At 70.5% G+C, this 17,054-nt stretch carries 18 protein-coding genes and 1 pseudogene; 12 read left to right on the forward strand and 7 right to left on the reverse strand.

The genetic code is table 11. The annotated features are described in order from the left end of the window. Positions 1 to 333 (reverse strand): annotated as a pseudogene (locus ADK57_RS42530) (SLATT domain-containing protein); the annotation flags it as partial. Positions 334 to 616: 283 nt separating this feature from the next. Between ADK57_RS42530 and ADK57_RS42535 the strand changes: the two are divergent. From ADK57_RS42535 to ADK57_RS42545, 3 genes are all read left to right on the forward strand, one after another. Further along, a complete protein-coding gene (locus ADK57_RS42535; protein ID WP_078973651.1) occupies positions 617 to 961 on the forward strand; it encodes a YbaB/EbfC family nucleoid-associated protein in 345 nt (114 codons plus the stop codon). 135 nt (positions 962 to 1,096) lie between these two features. After that, positions 1,097 to 1,696, forward strand: a complete 600-nt coding sequence (gene recR / locus ADK57_RS42540) for a recombination mediator RecR (RefSeq protein ID WP_007383602.1) — start codon at positions 1,097 to 1,099, stop codon at positions 1,694 to 1,696. Then, positions 1,689 to 2,348: a DUF5063 domain-containing protein gene (locus ADK57_RS42545; protein WP_053755124.1), complete on the forward strand. Its 660-nt coding sequence runs from the start codon at positions 1,689 to 1,691 to the stop codon at positions 2,346 to 2,348. Before recR ends, ADK57_RS42545 begins: the two co-directional genes overlap by 8 nt. A 36-nt stretch (positions 2,349 to 2,384) precedes the next feature. Here ADK57_RS42545 and ADK57_RS42550 read toward each other — a convergent pair whose 3' ends face one another. Further along, entirely contained in the window at positions 2,385 to 4,097 is a 1,713-nt protein-coding gene (locus tag ADK57_RS42550) for a sigma-70 family RNA polymerase sigma factor (protein WP_053755125.1), read from the reverse strand. A 121-nt stretch (positions 4,098 to 4,218) separates the two neighbouring features. Here ADK57_RS42550 and ADK57_RS42555 point away from each other — a divergent pair, with 121 nt between their 5' ends. Then, positions 4,219 to 4,632, forward strand: a complete 414-nt coding sequence (locus ADK57_RS42555; RefSeq protein ID WP_053755126.1) for an SsgA family sporulation/cell division regulator — start codon at positions 4,219 to 4,221, stop codon at positions 4,630 to 4,632. An 87-nt stretch (positions 4,633 to 4,719) separates the two neighbouring features. On the opposite strand, the gene ADK57_RS42560 is transcribed toward ADK57_RS42555, so the two are convergent. Beyond that, positions 4,720 to 5,454: a sulfite exporter TauE/SafE family protein gene (locus tag ADK57_RS42560; RefSeq protein ID WP_107091786.1), complete on the reverse strand. Its 735-nt coding sequence runs from the start codon at positions 5,452 to 5,454 to the stop codon at positions 4,720 to 4,722. A gap of 76 nt (positions 5,455 to 5,530) precedes the next feature. Between ADK57_RS42560 and ADK57_RS42565 the strand changes: the two genes are divergently transcribed. From ADK57_RS42565 to ADK57_RS42575, 3 genes are all read left to right on the forward strand, one after another. After that, the gene (locus tag ADK57_RS42565; RefSeq protein WP_234390584.1) at positions 5,531 to 5,959 is read left to right on the forward strand and encodes a hypothetical protein; all 429 of its coding nucleotides are present in this window, start codon (positions 5,531 to 5,533) and stop codon (positions 5,957 to 5,959) included. Between the two features lie 116 nt (positions 5,960 to 6,075). Next, positions 6,076 to 6,258 (forward strand): hypothetical protein, encoded by a 183-nt coding sequence (locus tag ADK57_RS42570; RefSeq protein WP_053755128.1) that lies wholly within the window; start codon positions 6,076 to 6,078, stop codon positions 6,256 to 6,258. A 156-nt stretch (positions 6,259 to 6,414) separates the two neighbouring features. Further along, positions 6,415 to 6,909: an SgcJ/EcaC family oxidoreductase gene (locus ADK57_RS42575; RefSeq protein ID WP_053755129.1), complete on the forward strand. Its 495-nt coding sequence runs from the start codon at positions 6,415 to 6,417 to the stop codon at positions 6,907 to 6,909. Between the two features lie 48 nt (positions 6,910 to 6,957). Here the strand turns inward: ADK57_RS42575 and ADK57_RS42580 are convergent, their stop codons facing one another. Both ADK57_RS42580 and ADK57_RS42585 read right to left on the reverse strand, forming a co-directional pair. After that, the gene (locus tag ADK57_RS42580) at positions 6,958 to 8,313 is read right to left on the reverse strand and encodes a sensor histidine kinase (protein WP_053755130.1); all 1,356 of its coding nucleotides are present in this window, start codon (positions 8,311 to 8,313) and stop codon (positions 6,958 to 6,960) included. Beyond that, the gene (locus ADK57_RS42585; RefSeq protein ID WP_053755153.1) at positions 8,310 to 9,002 is read right to left on the reverse strand and encodes a response regulator transcription factor; all 693 of its coding nucleotides are present in this window, start codon (positions 9,000 to 9,002) and stop codon (positions 8,310 to 8,312) included. Before ADK57_RS42585 ends, ADK57_RS42580 begins: the two co-directional genes overlap by 4 nt. A gap of 222 nt (positions 9,003 to 9,224) precedes the next feature. Between ADK57_RS42585 and ADK57_RS42590 the strand changes: the two genes are divergently transcribed. From ADK57_RS42590 to ADK57_RS42605, 4 genes are all read left to right on the forward strand, one after another. Further along, on the forward strand, positions 9,225 to 10,505 hold the full coding sequence (locus tag ADK57_RS42590) for an aspartate kinase (RefSeq protein ID WP_053755131.1): 1,281 nt from the start codon (positions 9,225 to 9,227) through the stop codon (positions 10,503 to 10,505). After that, positions 10,505 to 11,569, forward strand: coding sequence for an aspartate-semialdehyde dehydrogenase (locus ADK57_RS42595; RefSeq protein ID WP_053755132.1), 1,065 nt, complete (start codon positions 10,505 to 10,507; stop codon positions 11,567 to 11,569). The genes ADK57_RS42590 and ADK57_RS42595 overlap by 1 nt, the downstream gene beginning before the upstream one ends. A gap of 492 nt (positions 11,570 to 12,061) precedes the next feature. After that, complete coding sequence (locus ADK57_RS42600) at positions 12,062 to 12,637, forward strand: SigE family RNA polymerase sigma factor (RefSeq protein WP_053755154.1); 576 nt, start codon at positions 12,062 to 12,064, stop codon at positions 12,635 to 12,637. A 119-nt stretch (positions 12,638 to 12,756) separates the two neighbouring features. Continuing rightward, positions 12,757 to 13,797, forward strand: a complete 1,041-nt coding sequence (locus tag ADK57_RS42605) for a hypothetical protein (protein ID WP_053755133.1) — start codon at positions 12,757 to 12,759, stop codon at positions 13,795 to 13,797. A gap of 96 nt (positions 13,798 to 13,893) precedes the next feature. On the opposite strand, the gene ADK57_RS42610 is transcribed toward ADK57_RS42605, so the two are convergent. After that, complete coding sequence (locus ADK57_RS42610) at positions 13,894 to 14,688, reverse strand: SURF1 family protein (protein WP_053755134.1); 795 nt, start codon at positions 14,686 to 14,688, stop codon at positions 13,894 to 13,896. Between the two features lie 53 nt (positions 14,689 to 14,741). Next, positions 14,742 to 15,116 carry a nuclear transport factor 2 family protein gene (locus ADK57_RS42615; RefSeq protein ID WP_053755135.1) on the reverse strand — a complete coding sequence of 125 codons (375 nt, stop codon included), beginning with the start codon at positions 15,114 to 15,116 and terminating at the stop codon, positions 14,742 to 14,744. Positions 15,117 to 15,221: 105 nt separating this feature from the next. Between ADK57_RS42615 and ADK57_RS42620 the strand changes: the two genes are divergently transcribed. Then, positions 15,222 to 17,039: a prolyl oligopeptidase family serine peptidase gene (locus tag ADK57_RS42620; protein ID WP_053755136.1), complete on the forward strand. Its 1,818-nt coding sequence runs from the start codon at positions 15,222 to 15,224 to the stop codon at positions 17,037 to 17,039. Positions 17,040 to 17,054: the final 15 nt, after the last annotated feature.

Consider the following 17,054-nt stretch of genomic DNA (forward strand, 5'->3'; position numbering starts at 1 on the left):
GCGCCCCGCGCTCCACCCACCGGTACAACTCGTCCAGCCGCACGGCGTGCTCCCCCCAGTCCCCCAGCGGAAACGCCCCCCCGGACAGATCGCCCCGCCGGATCCCCGCCGCGCCCCCCGCCGCTTCCACACCCGGTCCGCGAGATACCAGGACGCCGTCTCCAGCGCCCCGCGCTCCACCCACCGGTACAGCTCGTCCAGCCGCACGGCGGGCTCGCCCCAGTCCCCGAGCGGAAACGCCCGCCCGGTCAGATCGCCCGGCCGCAGCCCGGCCGCGCCCTCGCCCCGGCCGTCCTGAGGCGGACCCTCGGGCTGCATCTCCGGCTGACCCACCCGGCACTCCCTACCCTGATCCCGACCGAACCCTGATCCCGACCGATCACGTTCTGTGACACGGCACGCGTCACACCGTGACGCCTGGTGCTGATGCGCCGCATCCTTCCTACCGCCCAATGGGTGGCGAAGGCGTAGCTTTCGTCTCTTTTCCGCCCGGAAGAGTCCCTTGATCAGGTATAGGATTCCCGGCCCACTCACTCGAAAGAGTGCTGGGGCGATGCCTGCCGGGAGCACGTAGGCTCGTGCTGACGGGAACTCCGTACAGACCAAGGAGCTGATCGTGATCCCCGGTGGTGGCCAGCCCAACATGCAGCAGCTGCTGCAGCAGGCCCAGAAGATGCAACAGGACCTGGCGAACGCGCAGGAGGAACTCGCCAGGACCGAGGTCGACGGCCAGGCAGGCGGCGGCTTGGTACGGGCCACCGTCACCGGCGCCGGCGAGCTCCGCGCGCTGAAGATCGACCCGAAGGCGGTGGACCCGGACGACACCGAGACCCTCGCCGACCTGGTCGTGGCGGCCGTACAGGCGGCCAACGAGAACGCGCAGACCCTCCAGCAGCAGAAGCTCGGCCCGCTGGCCCAGGGCCTCGGAGGCGGCAGTGGCATCCCCGGTCTGCCGTTCTAGCGGCCTCCACCGGCGCCGCCGGTCACACCCGGTAACCCCGGGTTGCACCAAACCGGTGCCCGACCTGCCTTTCTAAGACGGGCACCGGCCAACTACCGTACGTACAGAAGGAACCCAGGAAGGACGGGCAGTCCGTTGTACGAAGGCGTGGTCCAGGACCTCATCGACGAACTGGGGCGGCTGCCCGGCGTCGGTCCCAAGAGCGCGCAGCGGATCGCCTTCCACATCCTCCAGGCGGAACCGACGGACGTACGGCGTCTCGCGCAGTGCCTGATGGAGGTCAAGGCGAAGGTCCGCTTCTGCGCGACCTGCGGCAACGTCGCACAGGAGGAGCTGTGCAACATCTGCCGTGACCCACGCCGCGATCTCTCGGTGATCTGCGTGGTCGAGGAACCGAAGGACGTCGTGGCGATCGAGCGCACGCGCGAGTTCCGGGGCAAGTACCACGTCCTGGGCGGCGCGATCAGCCCGATCGAGGGAGTCGGCCCCGACGACCTGCGCATAAGGGAACTCCTGGCGCGTCTCGCGGACGGCACGGTCACCGAGCTGATCCTCGCCACGGACCCGAATCTCGAAGGCGAGGCGACGGCCACGTACCTCGCCCGCATGATCAAGCCCATGGGCCTCAAGGTCACCCGCCTGGCCAGCGGCCTCCCGGTGGGTGGCGACCTGGAATACGCGGACGAGGTGACCCTCGGCCGTGCCTTCGAGGGGAGACGACTCCTAGATGTCTGACGCCACGCTGCACGCGACAGCCCAGCAACCCGACGACTTCGCGGTCCAGATCGCGGACCAGGTCGAGAGCTTCCTGGTGGCCGTCACGGAGGTCGCGAAGGGCGACGAGCCGGACTCGGCGGTCCCCTTCCTCCTCCTGGAGGTCTCCCAGCTCCTCCTGGCCGGCGGCCGCCTCGGCGCCCACGAGGACATCCTCCCCGACGAGCGCTACGAACCGGACCTGGGCCCGGAAGCCGACGTGGACGACCTGCGCGAGAACCTCGCCCGCCTTCTCGAACCCATCGACGTCTACTCCGAGGTCTTCGACCCCTACGAGCCCCGCAAGGCCCCGGTCCCGGCCCGTATCTCCGACGACCTCACCGACGTCATCACCGACCTCCGTCACGGCATGGCCCACTACAAGGCCGGCCGCACCACGGAGGCCATGTGGTGGTGGCAGTTCTCCTACTTCTCCAACTGGGGCTCCACGGCGTCGGCGACGCTGCGCGCGCTGCAGTCGGTGGTGGCGCATGTGCGGCTCAACCAGCCCCTGGAGGAGCTGGACGGCCTCGACACCGACCAGGCAATGGGCGACGACACGCTGGAGTTCGAGGCGGGCCGCGTGATGGCGGAGGAGATCGGCGGACCGCTGGGCCTGCACCAGCCCCAGTAACCCGCCGTCAGCCCCGCTACCAGCCGTCAGTACCCGCTACCCGCAGTCGCCGCCCGGGTCCGAGGGCGTCGGCTGCGGAACCGGAGTCTCCTCAACGGGTGCGGGATCCACGGGAGTCGGGGTGACGGGATCCGGCTCGGGCGTGGTCTCGGGCAACGGCACCACCGGGGTTTCGGGCTCCGGGGTTTCCGTAACTGGCGCCTCGGGGGCGGGAGTCTCGGTGACGGGAGTCTCCGTTACGGGAGTCTCGGGTTCCGGGGCTTCCGTGTGGGGGGTTTCCGTCTCCGGTGCCTCGGTGGCAGGGGTTTCGGGTTCCGGGGTTTCGGCGGCCGGAGTCTCCGTTACGGGAGTCTCGGTGACGGGAGTTTCAGTGACGGGAGTTTCAGTGACGGGAGTCTCGGGTTCCGGGGCTTCCGTCTGAGGGGTCTCCGTTTCCGGGACCTCGGCGGCCGGGGGCACTACGGCGACCGGGGTTTCGGCTTCCGGGGCCTCGCCGTCCGGAGCCTCTGCCTGCGGGAGCTCGGTCTCAGGGGCCCCGCCCCCGGCCGTCTCGCGCTCCTCCCCTTCCCCTTGCTCTGCCCCCTGTTGGGCCCCTGAAGGCGCCGACTCCGCGTTCTCCGCGTTCCCCGTGCCTCCCGTCGGCTCATCGGCCGCCCGCAGCAGGACCGAGGTGCCACGGGTCGAACCGACGCCGTCGGCCGTTCCGGCGGATGTGCCGCGGTCCTCGGTCGCTTCCGCGGCCGGGCCCTGCGGCGGTTGAGCCACCGGCACCTTCGCCACCGGAGCCTCGGCCACCGGCACCTTCTCCGACGGAACCGGAACCGAAGAGGGGTCGAGTGCGCCGAGCGAGATGAGGATCGCAACGGCAAGACCCGTCACGGTCGCTCCGGCCCCGACCGCGGCCGGCACCTTCGAGCCACCGGTCACGGCATCGCGTACCCCGTGCAGCAGCCCGCCGCCCTGCCCGCCCGCCGTGACCGCGGCACCGGCGGACCCGGCGGCGAACGGCAGGAGGAACTTGCCCGCGCCGCCCAGCACGAACACGAGCAGCGCCGGACCGACGAGCGCGGGCAGCCGGTTGTTGGCGTGGACCAGGACCGCGAGCCGCCCGCGGCAGTCGTCGCACGCGTCCACGTGGCCGAGCAGGCGCTCGGACTGCCGCGACGTCGCGCTACCGCGCACATAGGCGGGCATACGCGCCCAGTGGACCTGACACGCGGGGTCGTCGGGAGCGCCGGTCTGCACCTGTAGGAAGGCCTGCCGCATGCCCTCGCGGGCCCGGTGCAGCAGCACCGCCGTCGCGCCCTGGTTGGACCCGATCTGCGAGCCGACCGCCGCCAGCGGCTGTCCCTCCGCCTCGGCCAGCCACAGCGCCTTCACCCAGCGCTCGGGCAACTGCCCCAGCACGCGCACCAGCAGGTCGACGGAGGACACCTGCTCGGCCGGGTCGGCAGGGTCGTCCCGGTGCGTGCCGCGCTCGACCTGCTCGGGGACCTGCGGATCCCGCGGGGTCTCGCGTACGGCGCTCCCGGCGGCGGTCGCGAGGTGTCGCACCGTCGTCATGAGATACGCGGGGACGTTGTCGATCTCGTGCCCGGCGGACAGCCGCCGCCACACGCGGAAGTGCGCCTCGGCGACGAGATCCTCGGCGGCCCAGGCGTTCTTGGTGAGCGAGCGTGCGTACGCGACGAGGCGGGGTTGCTGTTCCTCGTAGAGCCGGGCGTACGTGGCGGTGGCACCGTCGTTCATGCGAGGAGTTTGTAATCCGCATTCGTAAATGTCTCAACTAATTCCCAAAACGTGCCGCAGCTCACACTGTTCGACTCCGGAAACGGCGTAATCAGGGAGCCCTCCGCACGCTCTCAGAGGCATGAACATCACCCTGGAACAGCCTGTGGGCGCCAGCCTGGTCACCTCCGACGACCAGGAGCGCGCGGTACCGGCCACTCTCCGCTACACCTCCGCCGACCCTCTCGCCGTGCACCTCGACTTCCCGGCCCATGTCACGCTCGACGGCGAGGAAGTGACCTGGACCTTCGCCCGAGCGCTGCTGGAAGAGGGACTCGGCACCGCCGCCGGGATCGGCATCGTGCACATCCGGCCCTCGGGACAGTTCCGCACGGTCGTGGAGTTCCACTCGCCGCAGGGCGTCGCGATGATCCGGTTCGACACGCTCGTCCTGCGCCGCTTCCTGTTGCGCACGTACACCGTGGTCGAGCCGGGCAGCGAGGTCGTGGGCGTGGTCCTCGACCAGGGCCTCACGTCGCTGTTCGGCGCAAACTGATGAGCGCCGCGTGCAGTTGGGCACGGGCAAAAGCCCATGCCCGTCGTGACCGGGAAGCGGAAGCCGGCGGGGTACCGACTGAGCTGGTCACAGCCCCCACACCCCCTTTCCCAACGCCGTGACCCCGCCCGCCAACGCCAGCGACAGCACCAGCAAACGGGCTCGTTCCTCCGGCATCCGTCCCGCGAGCCCCCTGCCGATCACTCCGCCCACGGCCATCGCCGCGACGACGGCCACCCACCTCGGCGTACTCAGCTGCGGCACCCCGTTCGACGCCACGGAGAACGCGTTCACCACCACCCCGTAGAACTGTGCGTTGGGCACGAACTCGCTCACCGTCCAACCGGCGTTGACCGCGTACAGGGAAACCGGTGGCCCGCCCACCCCCGCCGCCGAGTTCATGAAGCCGCCCACGGCACCGGCCGCCAGAGCACCCCGCGTGCCTCGCAGCGCCGGCACGCGAGCGCCGCGCATCACCAACACCACGGCCGCCGTCACCAACCCGCCCATGACCAACAGCAGTACCGGCTCCGGCAGTTGACGTGTCAGCCACGTCCCCGCCGGCACCGTGCACGCCGCCGCCAGGCACAAGGGCACCATCGCGCCCGGCCGTACCCGCCGCCAGCCGCCCGCGAGCCCCACGACACTGATGGCCCCGGCGGCACAGTTGGCGAGGACGACCCCCTCGGCCGGTCCGATCAGCAGCACGAGCGCAGGAACGGCGACCAGGGCGAAGCCCATGCCGGTGAGCCACTGCACGGACGATCCGAGCAGCACGATCGCCGCCAGCAGTACGTCCCCCACCCACCCGCTCGTCGCCATGATCGGCATCATCTCCGGTGCGAAGCACCGGGCCAACCCTCTGCGCCTCGGCCGTCCCGGGCGCCATCATGGCCGTATGACAGGGCAGTTGAAGGCGCTGATGTGGACGGGGATCGGGCTCTGTGCCGCGGGAGCGGCGGGGCTCGTCGTGGGCGGTGTGCTGGACGTCGACGCGGCGGATCCGTGGGCGAGTGTGGCCGGGGGAGCGGCGGGGCTGGTGGGGCTGGCGCTCACCATTTACGCCCTGTTCTCGGGAGCCTCCGGAGCCTCCGGAGCCCCGGGGGCGTCGGTCACCGCGCGTGGTGCGCGGTCCGTCGCCGCGGGCGGGAACATCGGGGCGGTGGCCACGGGCGACGGAGCAGTCCTGCCCGCGCCGCCTGCGACACCCTCCGCCGCCCCCGGCGCTCCGCAGGCCCGGAACGTGACCGCCCCCGGCGAGCGTTCCATCGCCGCAGGCGGTGACATCGGCTCCGCGTCGACCGGCGACGGGCCGCCCATGGTGTAGCCGGCTACACCATCTCTTCGGGAGAGCACTCCCTCGTGGCGGCGGCCGGAAAACGGAATGGTTGAGGGCATAAGGTCAACCGGCCCGCAACGGCCCTCACCCCCAAGGACATCGCCATGAAGTCGCTGCTCTCCTCCAAGCCCGCCCTGTGGTTCCTCTTCCTGTTCAACCTCGCCGTCGCCGCGGTCGCGCCGTTCGCCGTGGACGGGGCGCAGGGTGTCATGACGGCCGTCGGGATGGGCGTAGTGTCCATGGGCGCCGGGGTGAGCCTGCTGCGGAGTCGGCAGAGCGCCGCGTAACCGCACCCCTACGGAACGTCAATTGGCAGAGTCCTGTCTCTGCCCTGTATCTCGGCTGCACGGGCCCTAACCAGCGGAAAGAGAGTCTGGAGTCACTCCACACCGCAGCGAACGCGGAGGGAGAAACCCCACCTCGCACTACCGCTGGAGACCACGATGACCCGTCGTTCCATAACCAAGCGCGCAGCCATCGTCGCCGCCACCGCCGCCGTCGCCGTCGGCACCATCACCGCCGGCGTCAGCCTGGCCGGCTCGGACTCGAAGCCGAGCAAGAAGCAGATCGCCGCCCTGTTCGACGGCTGGAACGCCGCCCTGCAGACCGGTGACTCGGACAAGGTGGCGGACCTGTACGCGAAGAACGCGGTCCTCCTGCCCACCGTCTCCAACCAGGTCCGCACCGACCGTGCCGAGATCGTCGACTACTTCAACCACTTCATGGAGAACAAGCCGGTCGGCAAGAAGATCGACACGATCGTGAACGTCCTCGACAGCAACTCCGCCATCGACACCGGCGTCTACGAGTTCACGCTCACCGACCACGACACCGGCGAGAAGCGCGTCGTCGAGGCGCGGTACACGTACGCGTACGAGAAGATCGACGGCGAGTGGCTGATCGTCAACCACCACTCCTCGGCGATGCCGGAGAGCTGAGCCTCACCGGTCGAGCCCTCACCGGTCGAGCCCTCACCGGTCGAGCCCTCACCGGTTCGCGGCCCGCAGCCGGATCTCCACGCACAGCCCGCCGCCGGGAGCGTCCCGGAGTGTCACGGTCCCGCCGTCGTCCGTCACCAACTGCTTGACGACGGCGAGGCCCAGCCCGGAGCCGGAGCGGCCGGTCAGGCCCTGGCCGCGCCAGAAGCGGTCGAAGGCGCGGGACTTCTCCGGGTCCGACATGCCGGGGCCCCCGTCGAGAACCGACAGCACCACTTCCTCGCCCTGGGACTCCATCCGTACGGTGATCGTGCCGCCGTCGGGTGAGACCTCCAGGGCGTTCGAGAGCACGTTGTCCAGCACCTGGTCCAGATGCCCGGGGCTGGTCAGCACCAGCAGCCGGCCGTCGATACTCCCCCTGAGCGCGACGGTGACTCCGCGCTCGTCGGCGGCCGGCCTCCACACCGCAAGACGCTCGTTCACGAGGTCGGGCAGGGACAGCGGCTCGGCGGCCGTCACCTTCGCCTCGGCCCGCGCCAGCACCAGCAGGCCGTTGACCAGGCGGCTCATCCGGACCACCTCGGCGGTCGCCTGCTCCACGTCCTCCCGTACGAACTCGTCGTCCACGCCGTCCGCGATGTTGTCCAGCGACAGCCTCAAGGCCGTGAGCGGCGTACGGAGTTGGTGGGATGCGTCCGCCACGAAGATGCGCTGCGAGGCGACCAGCGTGTCCAGGCGTTCCGCGCCCTGATTGAGGGTGCGGGCCAGCGTCTGGGTCTCCGGCGGGCCGGTCACCGGCGAACGAGCGGTCAGGTCGCCGTCGCTGAACTTGCTCGCCATGGCGTTGAGTTCGCGCAGCGGGCGGGTCAGTCGGCGGGCCACCACCGCGCCGATCAGTGCCGCCACACCGAGCACCGCCACCGCGAGGCCCGCCCGGAAGCCCCAGATCGTCCACAGCCTGCGGGTGAGGCCCGACGTCGAGTAGACGATCCGTACGGCGCCGACGGCCTGGCCGTCGTTCTTCGCGGGGACCGTGATCACCAGCTCGCGGCCCCAGATGAAGTCCGAGCCCCAGTCGGTGGTCGAGTGTCCCTCCTCCCGGGCCTTCGTCAGCGCCGCGTCCTGCCGGGGGCGGGGTAGGTCCGCCGCGCACCGGTCGGTGGCGGTGACCTGGACCTCGTCCTTCGTCTCGTCGGCGTACGCCTCGGCCATCTTCGTCAGCGCCCGGCACGACGCCTCGTCGCCGTCGCCGAGCAGCAGCGCCATGGTGGTCGCCTCGCGCTGGACGGACAGCTCGGTGTCGTCCCGCAGCTGCTTGGTGAGCGTGAAGGCGACCGGCACCGTGAACAGGAGGATGGCCACCGCGACGAGCAGGATGTAGCTGCGGATGAGCTGCCGGTTCATGAGGCGCCGCTACCGCCGTCTGCCGCGATCTCCAGCCGGAACCCGACCCCGCGCACCGCCTCGATCGTGATCGCGCCCTTCAGCTTCCGCCGCAGCGCCGCCACGTGCACGTCCAGCGTCTTCGTCGGCCCGAACCAGTTCGCGTCCCAGACCGCCTCCATGATCTGCTCGCGCGACATCAGCGCGCCCGGCTCCTCGGTGAGGAAGGCCAGCAGGTCGTACTCCTTGGGGGCCAGCGCGACCTCCTCGCCGTCCAGGCGGACGCGGGCGGCCTTGCGGTCGACGGTGAGGCGCGAGCCGTAGCGGTCCGGTGCGTTCTCGGCCGCGGAGGTACGGGGCTGCATGCGCCGCATCACCGCTCGTATCCGCGCGATGACCTCCCGCACGCCGAACGGCTTGGACACGTAGTCGTCGGCGCCGAGCTCCAGGCCCACCACCCGGTCCGTCTCGTCGCTGCGCGCGCTGATCACGATGATCGGCACGTCGCCGCGTTCCCGGAGGGCCTTGCAGACGTCGAGGCCGTCGGTGTCGGGCAGGCCGAGGTCGAGGAGTACGACGTCGTAGGGCTCGGGGTGGGCCAGGGCGGCGGCGCCCGTGGTGACCCAGTCGACCTCGAAGCCGTAGCGGGTCAGACCACGGCGCAGGGACTGGGCGACCGGCTCATCGTCTTCCACGAGAAGTACGTGCACACCGCGCACCCTAGTGCTTGAAACTTAACTCACAGGCATCTCCTGTGACGCTTGGCACTTTTCCCGAGGGTTCCTTCTGGGCATGCGCTGACCTGGGCGCCCGAATCTCACCATGCGATACCTCAGGGGCGGATTTAGGGCGCTCGATAGACTGAGCCGAGCGCAGTACATATGCGTATGTGTGGACTGCGAATACACAGACTGACTGAGCGAGGAGCGCACGTGGGCCTTGTCGTGCAGAAGTACGGAGGCTCCTCCGTAGCCGATGCCGAGGGCATCAAGCGCGTCGCCAAGCGAATCGTGGAAGCCAAGAAGAACGGCCACCAGGTGGTCGTGGTGGTTTCCGCGATGGGCGACACGACGGACGAGCTGATCGATCTCGCCGAGCAGGTATCCCCGATGCCTGCCGGGCGTGAGTTCGACATGCTGCTGACCGCCGGAGAGCGGATCTCCATGGCACTGCTGGCCATGGCGATCAAAAACCTGGGGCACGAGGCCCAGAGCTTCACCGGCAGCCAGGCAGGCGTGATCACCGACTCGGTCCACAACAAAGCGCGGATCATCGACGTCACGCCCGGCCGGATCCGGACCGCTCTGGACGAGGGCAACATCGCCATCGTCGCCGGGTTCCAGGGCGTCAGCCAGGACAAGAAGGACATCACCACGCTCGGGCGCGGTGGCTCCGACACCACGGCCGTGGCGCTGGCCGCCGCCCTCGACGCCGAGGTGTGCGAGATCTACACCGACGTCGACGGCGTGTTCACCGCCGACCCGCGGGTGGTGAAGAAGGCGAAGAAGATCGACTGGATCTCCTCCGAGGACATGCTGGAGCTCGCCGCCTCCGGTTCCAAGGTGCTGCTGCACCGCTGCGTCGAGTACGCACGCCGTTACAACATCCCGATCCACGTCCGCTCGTCCTTCTCCGGACTGCCGGGCACCTGGGTCAGCAACGAGAAGCCCGAGTCGCAAGGGGACCAGCAGGTGGAGCACGCCATCATCTCCGGAGTCGCCCACGACGTCTCCGAAGCCAAGATCACGGTTGTCGGAGTCCCGGACAAGCCGGGCGAGGCCGCGGTGATCTTCCGCGCCGTCGCGGACGCCGAGATCAACATCGACATGATCGTGCAGAACGTGTCCGCGGCCTCCACCGGTCTGACGGACATCTCCTTCACCCTCCCCAAGACCGAGGGCCGCAAGGCCATCGACGCCCTGGAGAAGGCGAAGGGCACGATCGGCTTCGAGTCGCTGCGCTACGACGACCAGATCGGCAAGATCTCGCTGGTCGGCGCCGGAATGAAGACCAACCCGGGCGTCACCGCCTCCTTCTTCCAGGCGCTGTCCGACGCGGGCGTGAACATCGAGCTGATCTCGACCTCCGAGATCCGCATCTCGGTCGTCACCCGCCAGGACGACGTCCCCGAGGCCGTCCGCGCCGTGCACTCGGCCTTCGGGCTCGACTCCGACAGCGACGAGGCCGTCGTCTACGGAGGCACGGGACGCTGATGGCAGGGACGGGGTCCGTACGACCGACGCTCGCGGTCGTGGGTGCGACCGGAGCCGTCGGCACGGTCATGCTCCAGATCCTGTCCCAGCACGCGGACATCTGGGGCGAGATCCGTCTGATCGCCTCACCGCGCTCGGCCGGCCGCAAGCTGGCCCTGCGCGGTGAGCAGGTCGAGGTGGTGGCCCTGTCGGAGGATGCCTTCGACGGGGTCGACGTCGCGATGTTCGACGTACCCGACGAGGTGGCCGCCGAGTGGGCGCCGATCGCCGCCGCCAAGGGCGCGGTGGTGGTGGACAACTCGGGTGCCTTCCGGATGGACCCGGAGGTGCCCCTCGTCGTCCCCGAGGTCAATCCGCACGCGGCCCGCGTCCGGCCGCGCGGCATCATCGCCAACCCGAACTGCACGACCCTCTCCATGATCGTGGCCCTCGGCGCGCTGCACGCCGAGTTCGGGCTGCGCGAGCTGGTCGTCTCCTCCTACCAGGCGGTGAGCGGGGCCGGGCGCGCCGGGGTCGAGACGCTGCGCCAGCAGCTGTCCCTGGTCGCCGGCACGGAACTGGGGACCAGCCCCGGCGACGTCCGCCGGGCCGTGGGGGACAACACCGGGCCGTTCCCGGAGCCGGTCGCGCTGAACGTCGTACCGTGGGCCGGATCGCTGCGCGAGGACGGCTGGTCCTCGGAGGAGATGAAGGTGCGCGACGAGTCGCGCAAGATCCTAGGACTGCCCCGGCTGCCCGTCGCGGTGACCTGCGTACGGGTGCCGGTCGTCACCACGCACTCGCTGACCGTCCACGCCCGCTTCGAGGGCGAGGTCACCGTCGACAAGGCGCGCGAGATCCTCGCCACAGCACCGGGCGTCGTCCTCTTCGACAACCCGCAGGCGGGGGAGTTCCCCACGCCCGCCGATGTCGTGGGCACCGATCCGACCTGGGTCGGACGGGTACGGCGGGCGCTCGACGACCCGACCGCGCTCGAACTCTTCGTGTGCGGGGACAACCTGCGCAAGGGGGCGGCGCTCAACACCGCGCAGATCGCGGAGTTGGTGGCGGCGGAGTTCCGGTGACGCCTGAGCGGCCTCGTGCGCTTGATCTGGTGTGACGTGTGTTGAGGTAAAGGGTTACCGCCGGAAAAGTCCTGGCTGAAACCGCGTACATTTGTAGGATCTGTATTGAAGTGTGAGCCGGCCGATGGTCCGGACCACTTGAACCGAGCCGCCTCGGCATCCGAAGATTTGGCTCCCCGTCCTCCGCAACCGCGCGGAGGGCGGGGAGCGTCTTTGCGAACGCCCTTTGGGGCACGGGGACGCTTGACAGGGCGTGGGGACGCCCTGGCCATTCAGGACACAGGGGAAGAGCGGGTAGGGCATGAGCACGTTTGACGCACGGTCAGTTGTGCTGCCTGGCAGAAGACGGTCGGCCGCGTACAACCCTGACGGGGGGAAGCGTGTCCAACTGGCGTGGCAGAGGTTCTCGACTTCAGAGCGGCGACGCGCGGTACGGCCCTACGGCCGCCCCGCCCGTCCCTACGACCCCGCATGGCCGGCACGCCCGGTGGCATGCCGGTGATCGCCCCCATGCCCGCAGCGCGGCCCGCCCGCATACCCAGTCAGCGTGACGGCGCCGAAGACGTCGTGGCCGCCGGCACCACCGTCGACCACCTCACCGAGACCTATCAGGCGCACTACAGCTCGCTGCTGCGTCTCGCCGCCCTCCTCCTCGACGACACCGCTTCCTGCGAGGACGTCGTCCAGGAGGCGTTCATCCGCGTCCACTCCGCGCGCAAGCGCGTCCGCGACCGGGACAAGACCCTCGCGTACCTGCGGCAGACGGTCGTCAACCTCTCCCGCTCGGCCCTGCGCCGCCGCATCCTCGGACTGAAACTGCTGTCCAAGCCGATGCCGGACATGGCGAGCGCCGAGGAGGGGGCCTACGACCAGCTGGAGCGCGACTCCCTGATCAAGGCCATGAAGGGCCTGCAGCGCCGCCAGCGCGAGGTCCTGGTGCTGCGCTACTTCGCGGACATGACCGAGGCCCAGGTCGCCGAGACGCTGGGGATATCGCTGGGTTCCGTCAAGGCGTACGGCTCGCGCGGCATCGCCGCTCTGCGGGTCGCCATGGAGGCCCCGGTATGACCGGAGACAAAGACGGGCGGCGTCATCTGCACGTCCCCCATGAGCCCTATGAATGGCGCGAGCCGACAGAGTCGTCGGACAAGCAGGCGCCGAAGCAATCGCACGCTGGGAACGGAACTGTGAACCACGGCCCCGACGACCAGAGCTCCCTGGGGCTCGACTCGGACGAGCTGGCACTGCGCGGCCTGCTGCACCAGGTGGTCCAGGAGATCGAGCCGCGCGACGGCACTCTGGACCATCTGCGCAAGGCGGTACCCGCCCGGCGGGCGCGCAAGCGGCAGGCCGTCGTCGGCATGGCGGCCGCGGCCCTCTTCATCGGCACCGCCATCCCGGCCCTCGTGCACGTCTCCAACTCCACCGGCTCGGACGCCGACCCGTCCATGGCGGGCCACTACTCCCAGGCCCAGGGCGGCGCGGGCGAGGGCAAGGACCCCGACGGCGGCGAGAGCACGTCCGGCGGCTCCGCCGGCAAGGCCGAGGACAAGGGCAAGAGCGAGCAGAAGGAACAGGACAAGGGCAAGGGCACCGGCAGCGGCACGGGGGCGAGCAGCGGCGCCGACCCCTCCGCGACCAGCGCGGCAGGCGTCCCCGCCTGTACGGCCGTCGAGCTCGGCTCCGCCACCCAGAGCGTCGACGCCCCCGACTCCGTCGGCGCCGTCTACGGCACCTTCCACATCACCAACACCTCGACCACCAGCTGTTCCGTCAACGGCCCCGGCTCGATCACGCCGACCCCGCAGGGCGCGGCGGACGCCACCAAGATCACCACGGCCCGGCATGTCGCCGGGGACGCGGCGGCCGCACTGCCCGACCCGTCCCTCGAAGTCACCTCGCTGGTGCTGAAGCCGGGTTCCGCCTACGACGTCAAGTTCGCCTGGGTGCCCTCGGAGACCTGCCCCACGACCGGCGACACCACCACCGGCGGCGACACGGGCGACCCGACGCCCGACCCGACGCCCTCGGAGGACACCAGCGCCGACGGCGGCACCGCCACCGGTGGCGACACCGGCACGTCGACCCAGCTGCTCACGGAGGGCACGGCCGACGGCAGCGTGATCGTCACGAACACGGCGGAGGGCGGGGCGCCGTCCGTCTCGGCGACGGTGTCCAACGCGTGTGCGGGGACGGTGTACTGGACGGGCGTGCTGGCGGCGTCGTAAGGCCGGCGCCGGCTGAGCCCTCAAGGCGTCATGCTGCCGGGCCCGCCCCCGAGCATCAGCCCCGGGTCACTTTGTCCCGGCAGCATCAGCCCCGCGTCACTTGGCCCCGGCGTCCACGGCGACAGGCTCCTCGTCCGGCACCAGCCCCAGCTCCGCGTCCCGCGCGAACTCGAGCTCCCGCCGCAGCAGCCGGAACCACATGAACACCACGAACCCGGCGAACACGAACCACTCCCCGGTGTACCCGAGGTTCTGGAACGCCTTCAGGTCCAGCCCCGTGTCCGCCGGCGCCGCCGCCGGCACGGCCGTCATCCCGGAGTCCGCCTCGGCGAGCGTGATCCACGCGTCGTACACGCCGTAGGGCACGAGGTTCACCAGCGACGCCGCGCTGATCGCCGCGGTCTGCCCGGACGGCAGCCCGCCCTGCGCACTGACGCCGTTGCTCCCCGGTGTCTCGGACGCCTGGAGCGCACCGGTGACGCTGACGTCGCCGGTGGGCGCGGCCGGGGCCTTCGCCGAGTCGGGGGTGCCGGGCAGCCAGCCCCGGACGACGGGCAGGGCCTTGCCGCCGTCGGTGCGCAGCAGCGTCAGGACGTAGTAGCCCTTCTTGCCGTCCACCTCGCGGTCCGGGACGAGCAGCTGCCGGTCGTACCGGCCCGTCGCGGTGACGAGCCTGCCGGAGGTCGTCTTGTCCACGGGCAGCAGCTCGGCCAGCGGCCGGGCGGCCTTCTGCTCACCGGACCCGGCCGCGGAGCTGACACTCTGGTGGTCCTGCATCCGGTCCTCGAAGCGGCTGAGCTGCCACGACCCCATGAAGACGCAGAAGGGGATGGCGAGCAGCACGAAGACGTTGATCCCCCACCAACGGGGCGTCAGCAGAAACCGGTACACGCCTTCAAAGGTACGGGGCTCCCGCGGAGGGCCGGGCCGCGGGGTCGCGCCGGTCAGTACCGCTCGACGAGGTGCTCCCGGCCGGCCGGTGGCTCGTAGGGCTCCGGCCAGAAGTCGGTGACGGCGGATATCCGGCCGCTCTCGTCCCCGGTGAAGAAGGAGATGGCGTACATCTCCTCCAGCCCCACCGTGACGTGGATCCAGGTGACGACCTGCCCCGGCTCGGCGACGATGCGCTCGATACGCAGGTGCCAGTCGCCCGGATACTCCCGGTTGAACTCGACGTACCGGTCCCGACCGCTGATCAGCTCCCGCGTCTGCGGCAGCGTGTACACGACGTCCTCGGCCAGGGTCTCCTCGAACGCACTCCAGTTCCGGGCCTCGGCCGTGGCCCAGAATCTCTCGACTGTCTTGCGCAGATCGGTCATGCCGAAAAGTCTGCACCCCGCCACTGACAACGGGACCGGTCGAAGTTGTCCACAGGCTGGGGACCTGGCCAGCACATTGTCCGCCGGGGCAGGCAGTATGGGGTCATGACTGAGAGCAACGGGCCCGCCGCGGCCGAGCGGAACGAGGAGATGCCGGACTGGGAGCAGCGCTTCCGGGCGCCCCGGGTGTCGCTGCCCGACTGGGCGCAGGACGCACCGGACCGCTCCCTGTTCGTGTCCAACGCGACGGGGACGTACGAGCTGTATGCCTGGGACCGTGCGACGGGCGGACAACGCCAGGTGACCGACCGTCCGAACGGCACGACGGACGGTGTGCTCTCCCCGGACGGCACCTGGGTGTGGTGGTTCGACGACAAGGACGGCGACGAGTTCGGTGTGTGGCGCCGCCAGCCCTTCGGGGGTGGCGAGGACGAGCTCGCCACGCCGGGCCTGGAGGCGTCGTACCCGTCGGGCCTGGCGCTCGGGCGGGACGGTCGTACGGCGGTCGTGGGCCGGTCGACCGACGAGGACGGCACGACGATCTACGTGGCCCGCACCGGCGAGGACCCGGTGGAGATCTACCGGCACCGCGAGTCCGCGGGCGTCGGCGACCTCTCCCACGACGGCTCGCTGATCGCGATCGAGCACACCGAGCACGGCGACGCGATGCACTCGGCGCTGCGCGTCCTGCGCCCCGACGGCACGGCGGTCGCCGAACTCGACGACACCAAGGGCGGCACCGAGGAGCTGGGCCTCGAAGTACTCGGCTTCGCGCCGGTCGACGGGGACACCAGGCTGTTGATCGGGCATCAGCGGCGCGGCCGCTGGGAGCCCCTGGTCTGGGACGTGGCGACCGGGGTGGAGAGCGACCTCGAGCTGGACCTGCCCGGCGACGTGAGCGCCGAGTGGTACCCGGACGGCACCGGACTGCTCATCGCGCACAGCTTCGAGGCCCGCAGCGAGCTCTTCCGCTACGACCTGGCGACCCGCGACCTGGTCAAGGTCCCGACCCCGGCCGGCTCGGTCTCCGGGGCGACGGCCCGCCCCGACGGCAGCGTGGAGTACCTCTGGTCCTCCTCCGCCGAGCCGTCGACGGTCCGCTCGACGACCGGCAAGGTCGTCCTCGACCCGCCCGGCATGAAGTCCCCGGGATCCGTGCCCGTGGCGGACGTGTGGGTGGAGGGCCCGGGCGGCCGCATCCACGCCCTGGTCCAGAAGCCGGCGGGCGCGACCGGCCCGCTCCCCACGGTCTTCGACATCCACGGCGGCCCGACCTGGCACGACAGCGACGCCTTCGCCGCGGGCCCGGCGGCATGGGTGGACCACGGGTACGCGGTGGTCCGCGTCAACTACCGTGGCTCCACGGGCTACGGCCGCGCCTGGACCGACGCCCTGAAGCACCGGGTCGGCCTCATCGAGCTGGAGGACATCGCGGCGGTCCGCGACTGGGCGATCACCTCCGGCCTCGCCGACCCGTCCCGCCTCATCCTCACCGGCGGCTCCTGGGGCGGCTACCTCACCCTCCTCGGCCTCGGCACCCAGCCCGGCGCCTGGACCCTGGGCATCGCGGCGGTCCCGGTCGCCGACTACGTCACGGCGTACCACGACGAGATGGAAGCCCTGAAGGCCATGGACCGCACCCTGCTCGGCGGCACCCCGGAGGAGGTCCCGGAGCGCTTCGAGGCGTCCTCCCCCCTGACGTACGTGGACCAGGTCAAGGCCCCCGTGTACATCTCGGCCGGCGTCAACGACCCCCGCTGCCCCATCCGCCAGATCGACAACTACGTGAAGCGGCTGGAGAAGAGGGGAGCCGTGCACGAGGTGTACCGGTACGACGCGGGACACGGTTCGCTGGTGGTCGAGGAGCGCATCAAGCAGGTGGGGCTGGAACTGGACTTCGCGGCGAGGCATTTGGGCGCCTAGCCGAGGCCGAGGTCG

The sequence above is a fragment of the Streptomyces sp. MMG1533 genome (assembly GCF_001279775.1).
GTDB lineage: Bacteria > Actinomycetota > Actinomycetes > Streptomycetales > Streptomycetaceae > Streptomyces.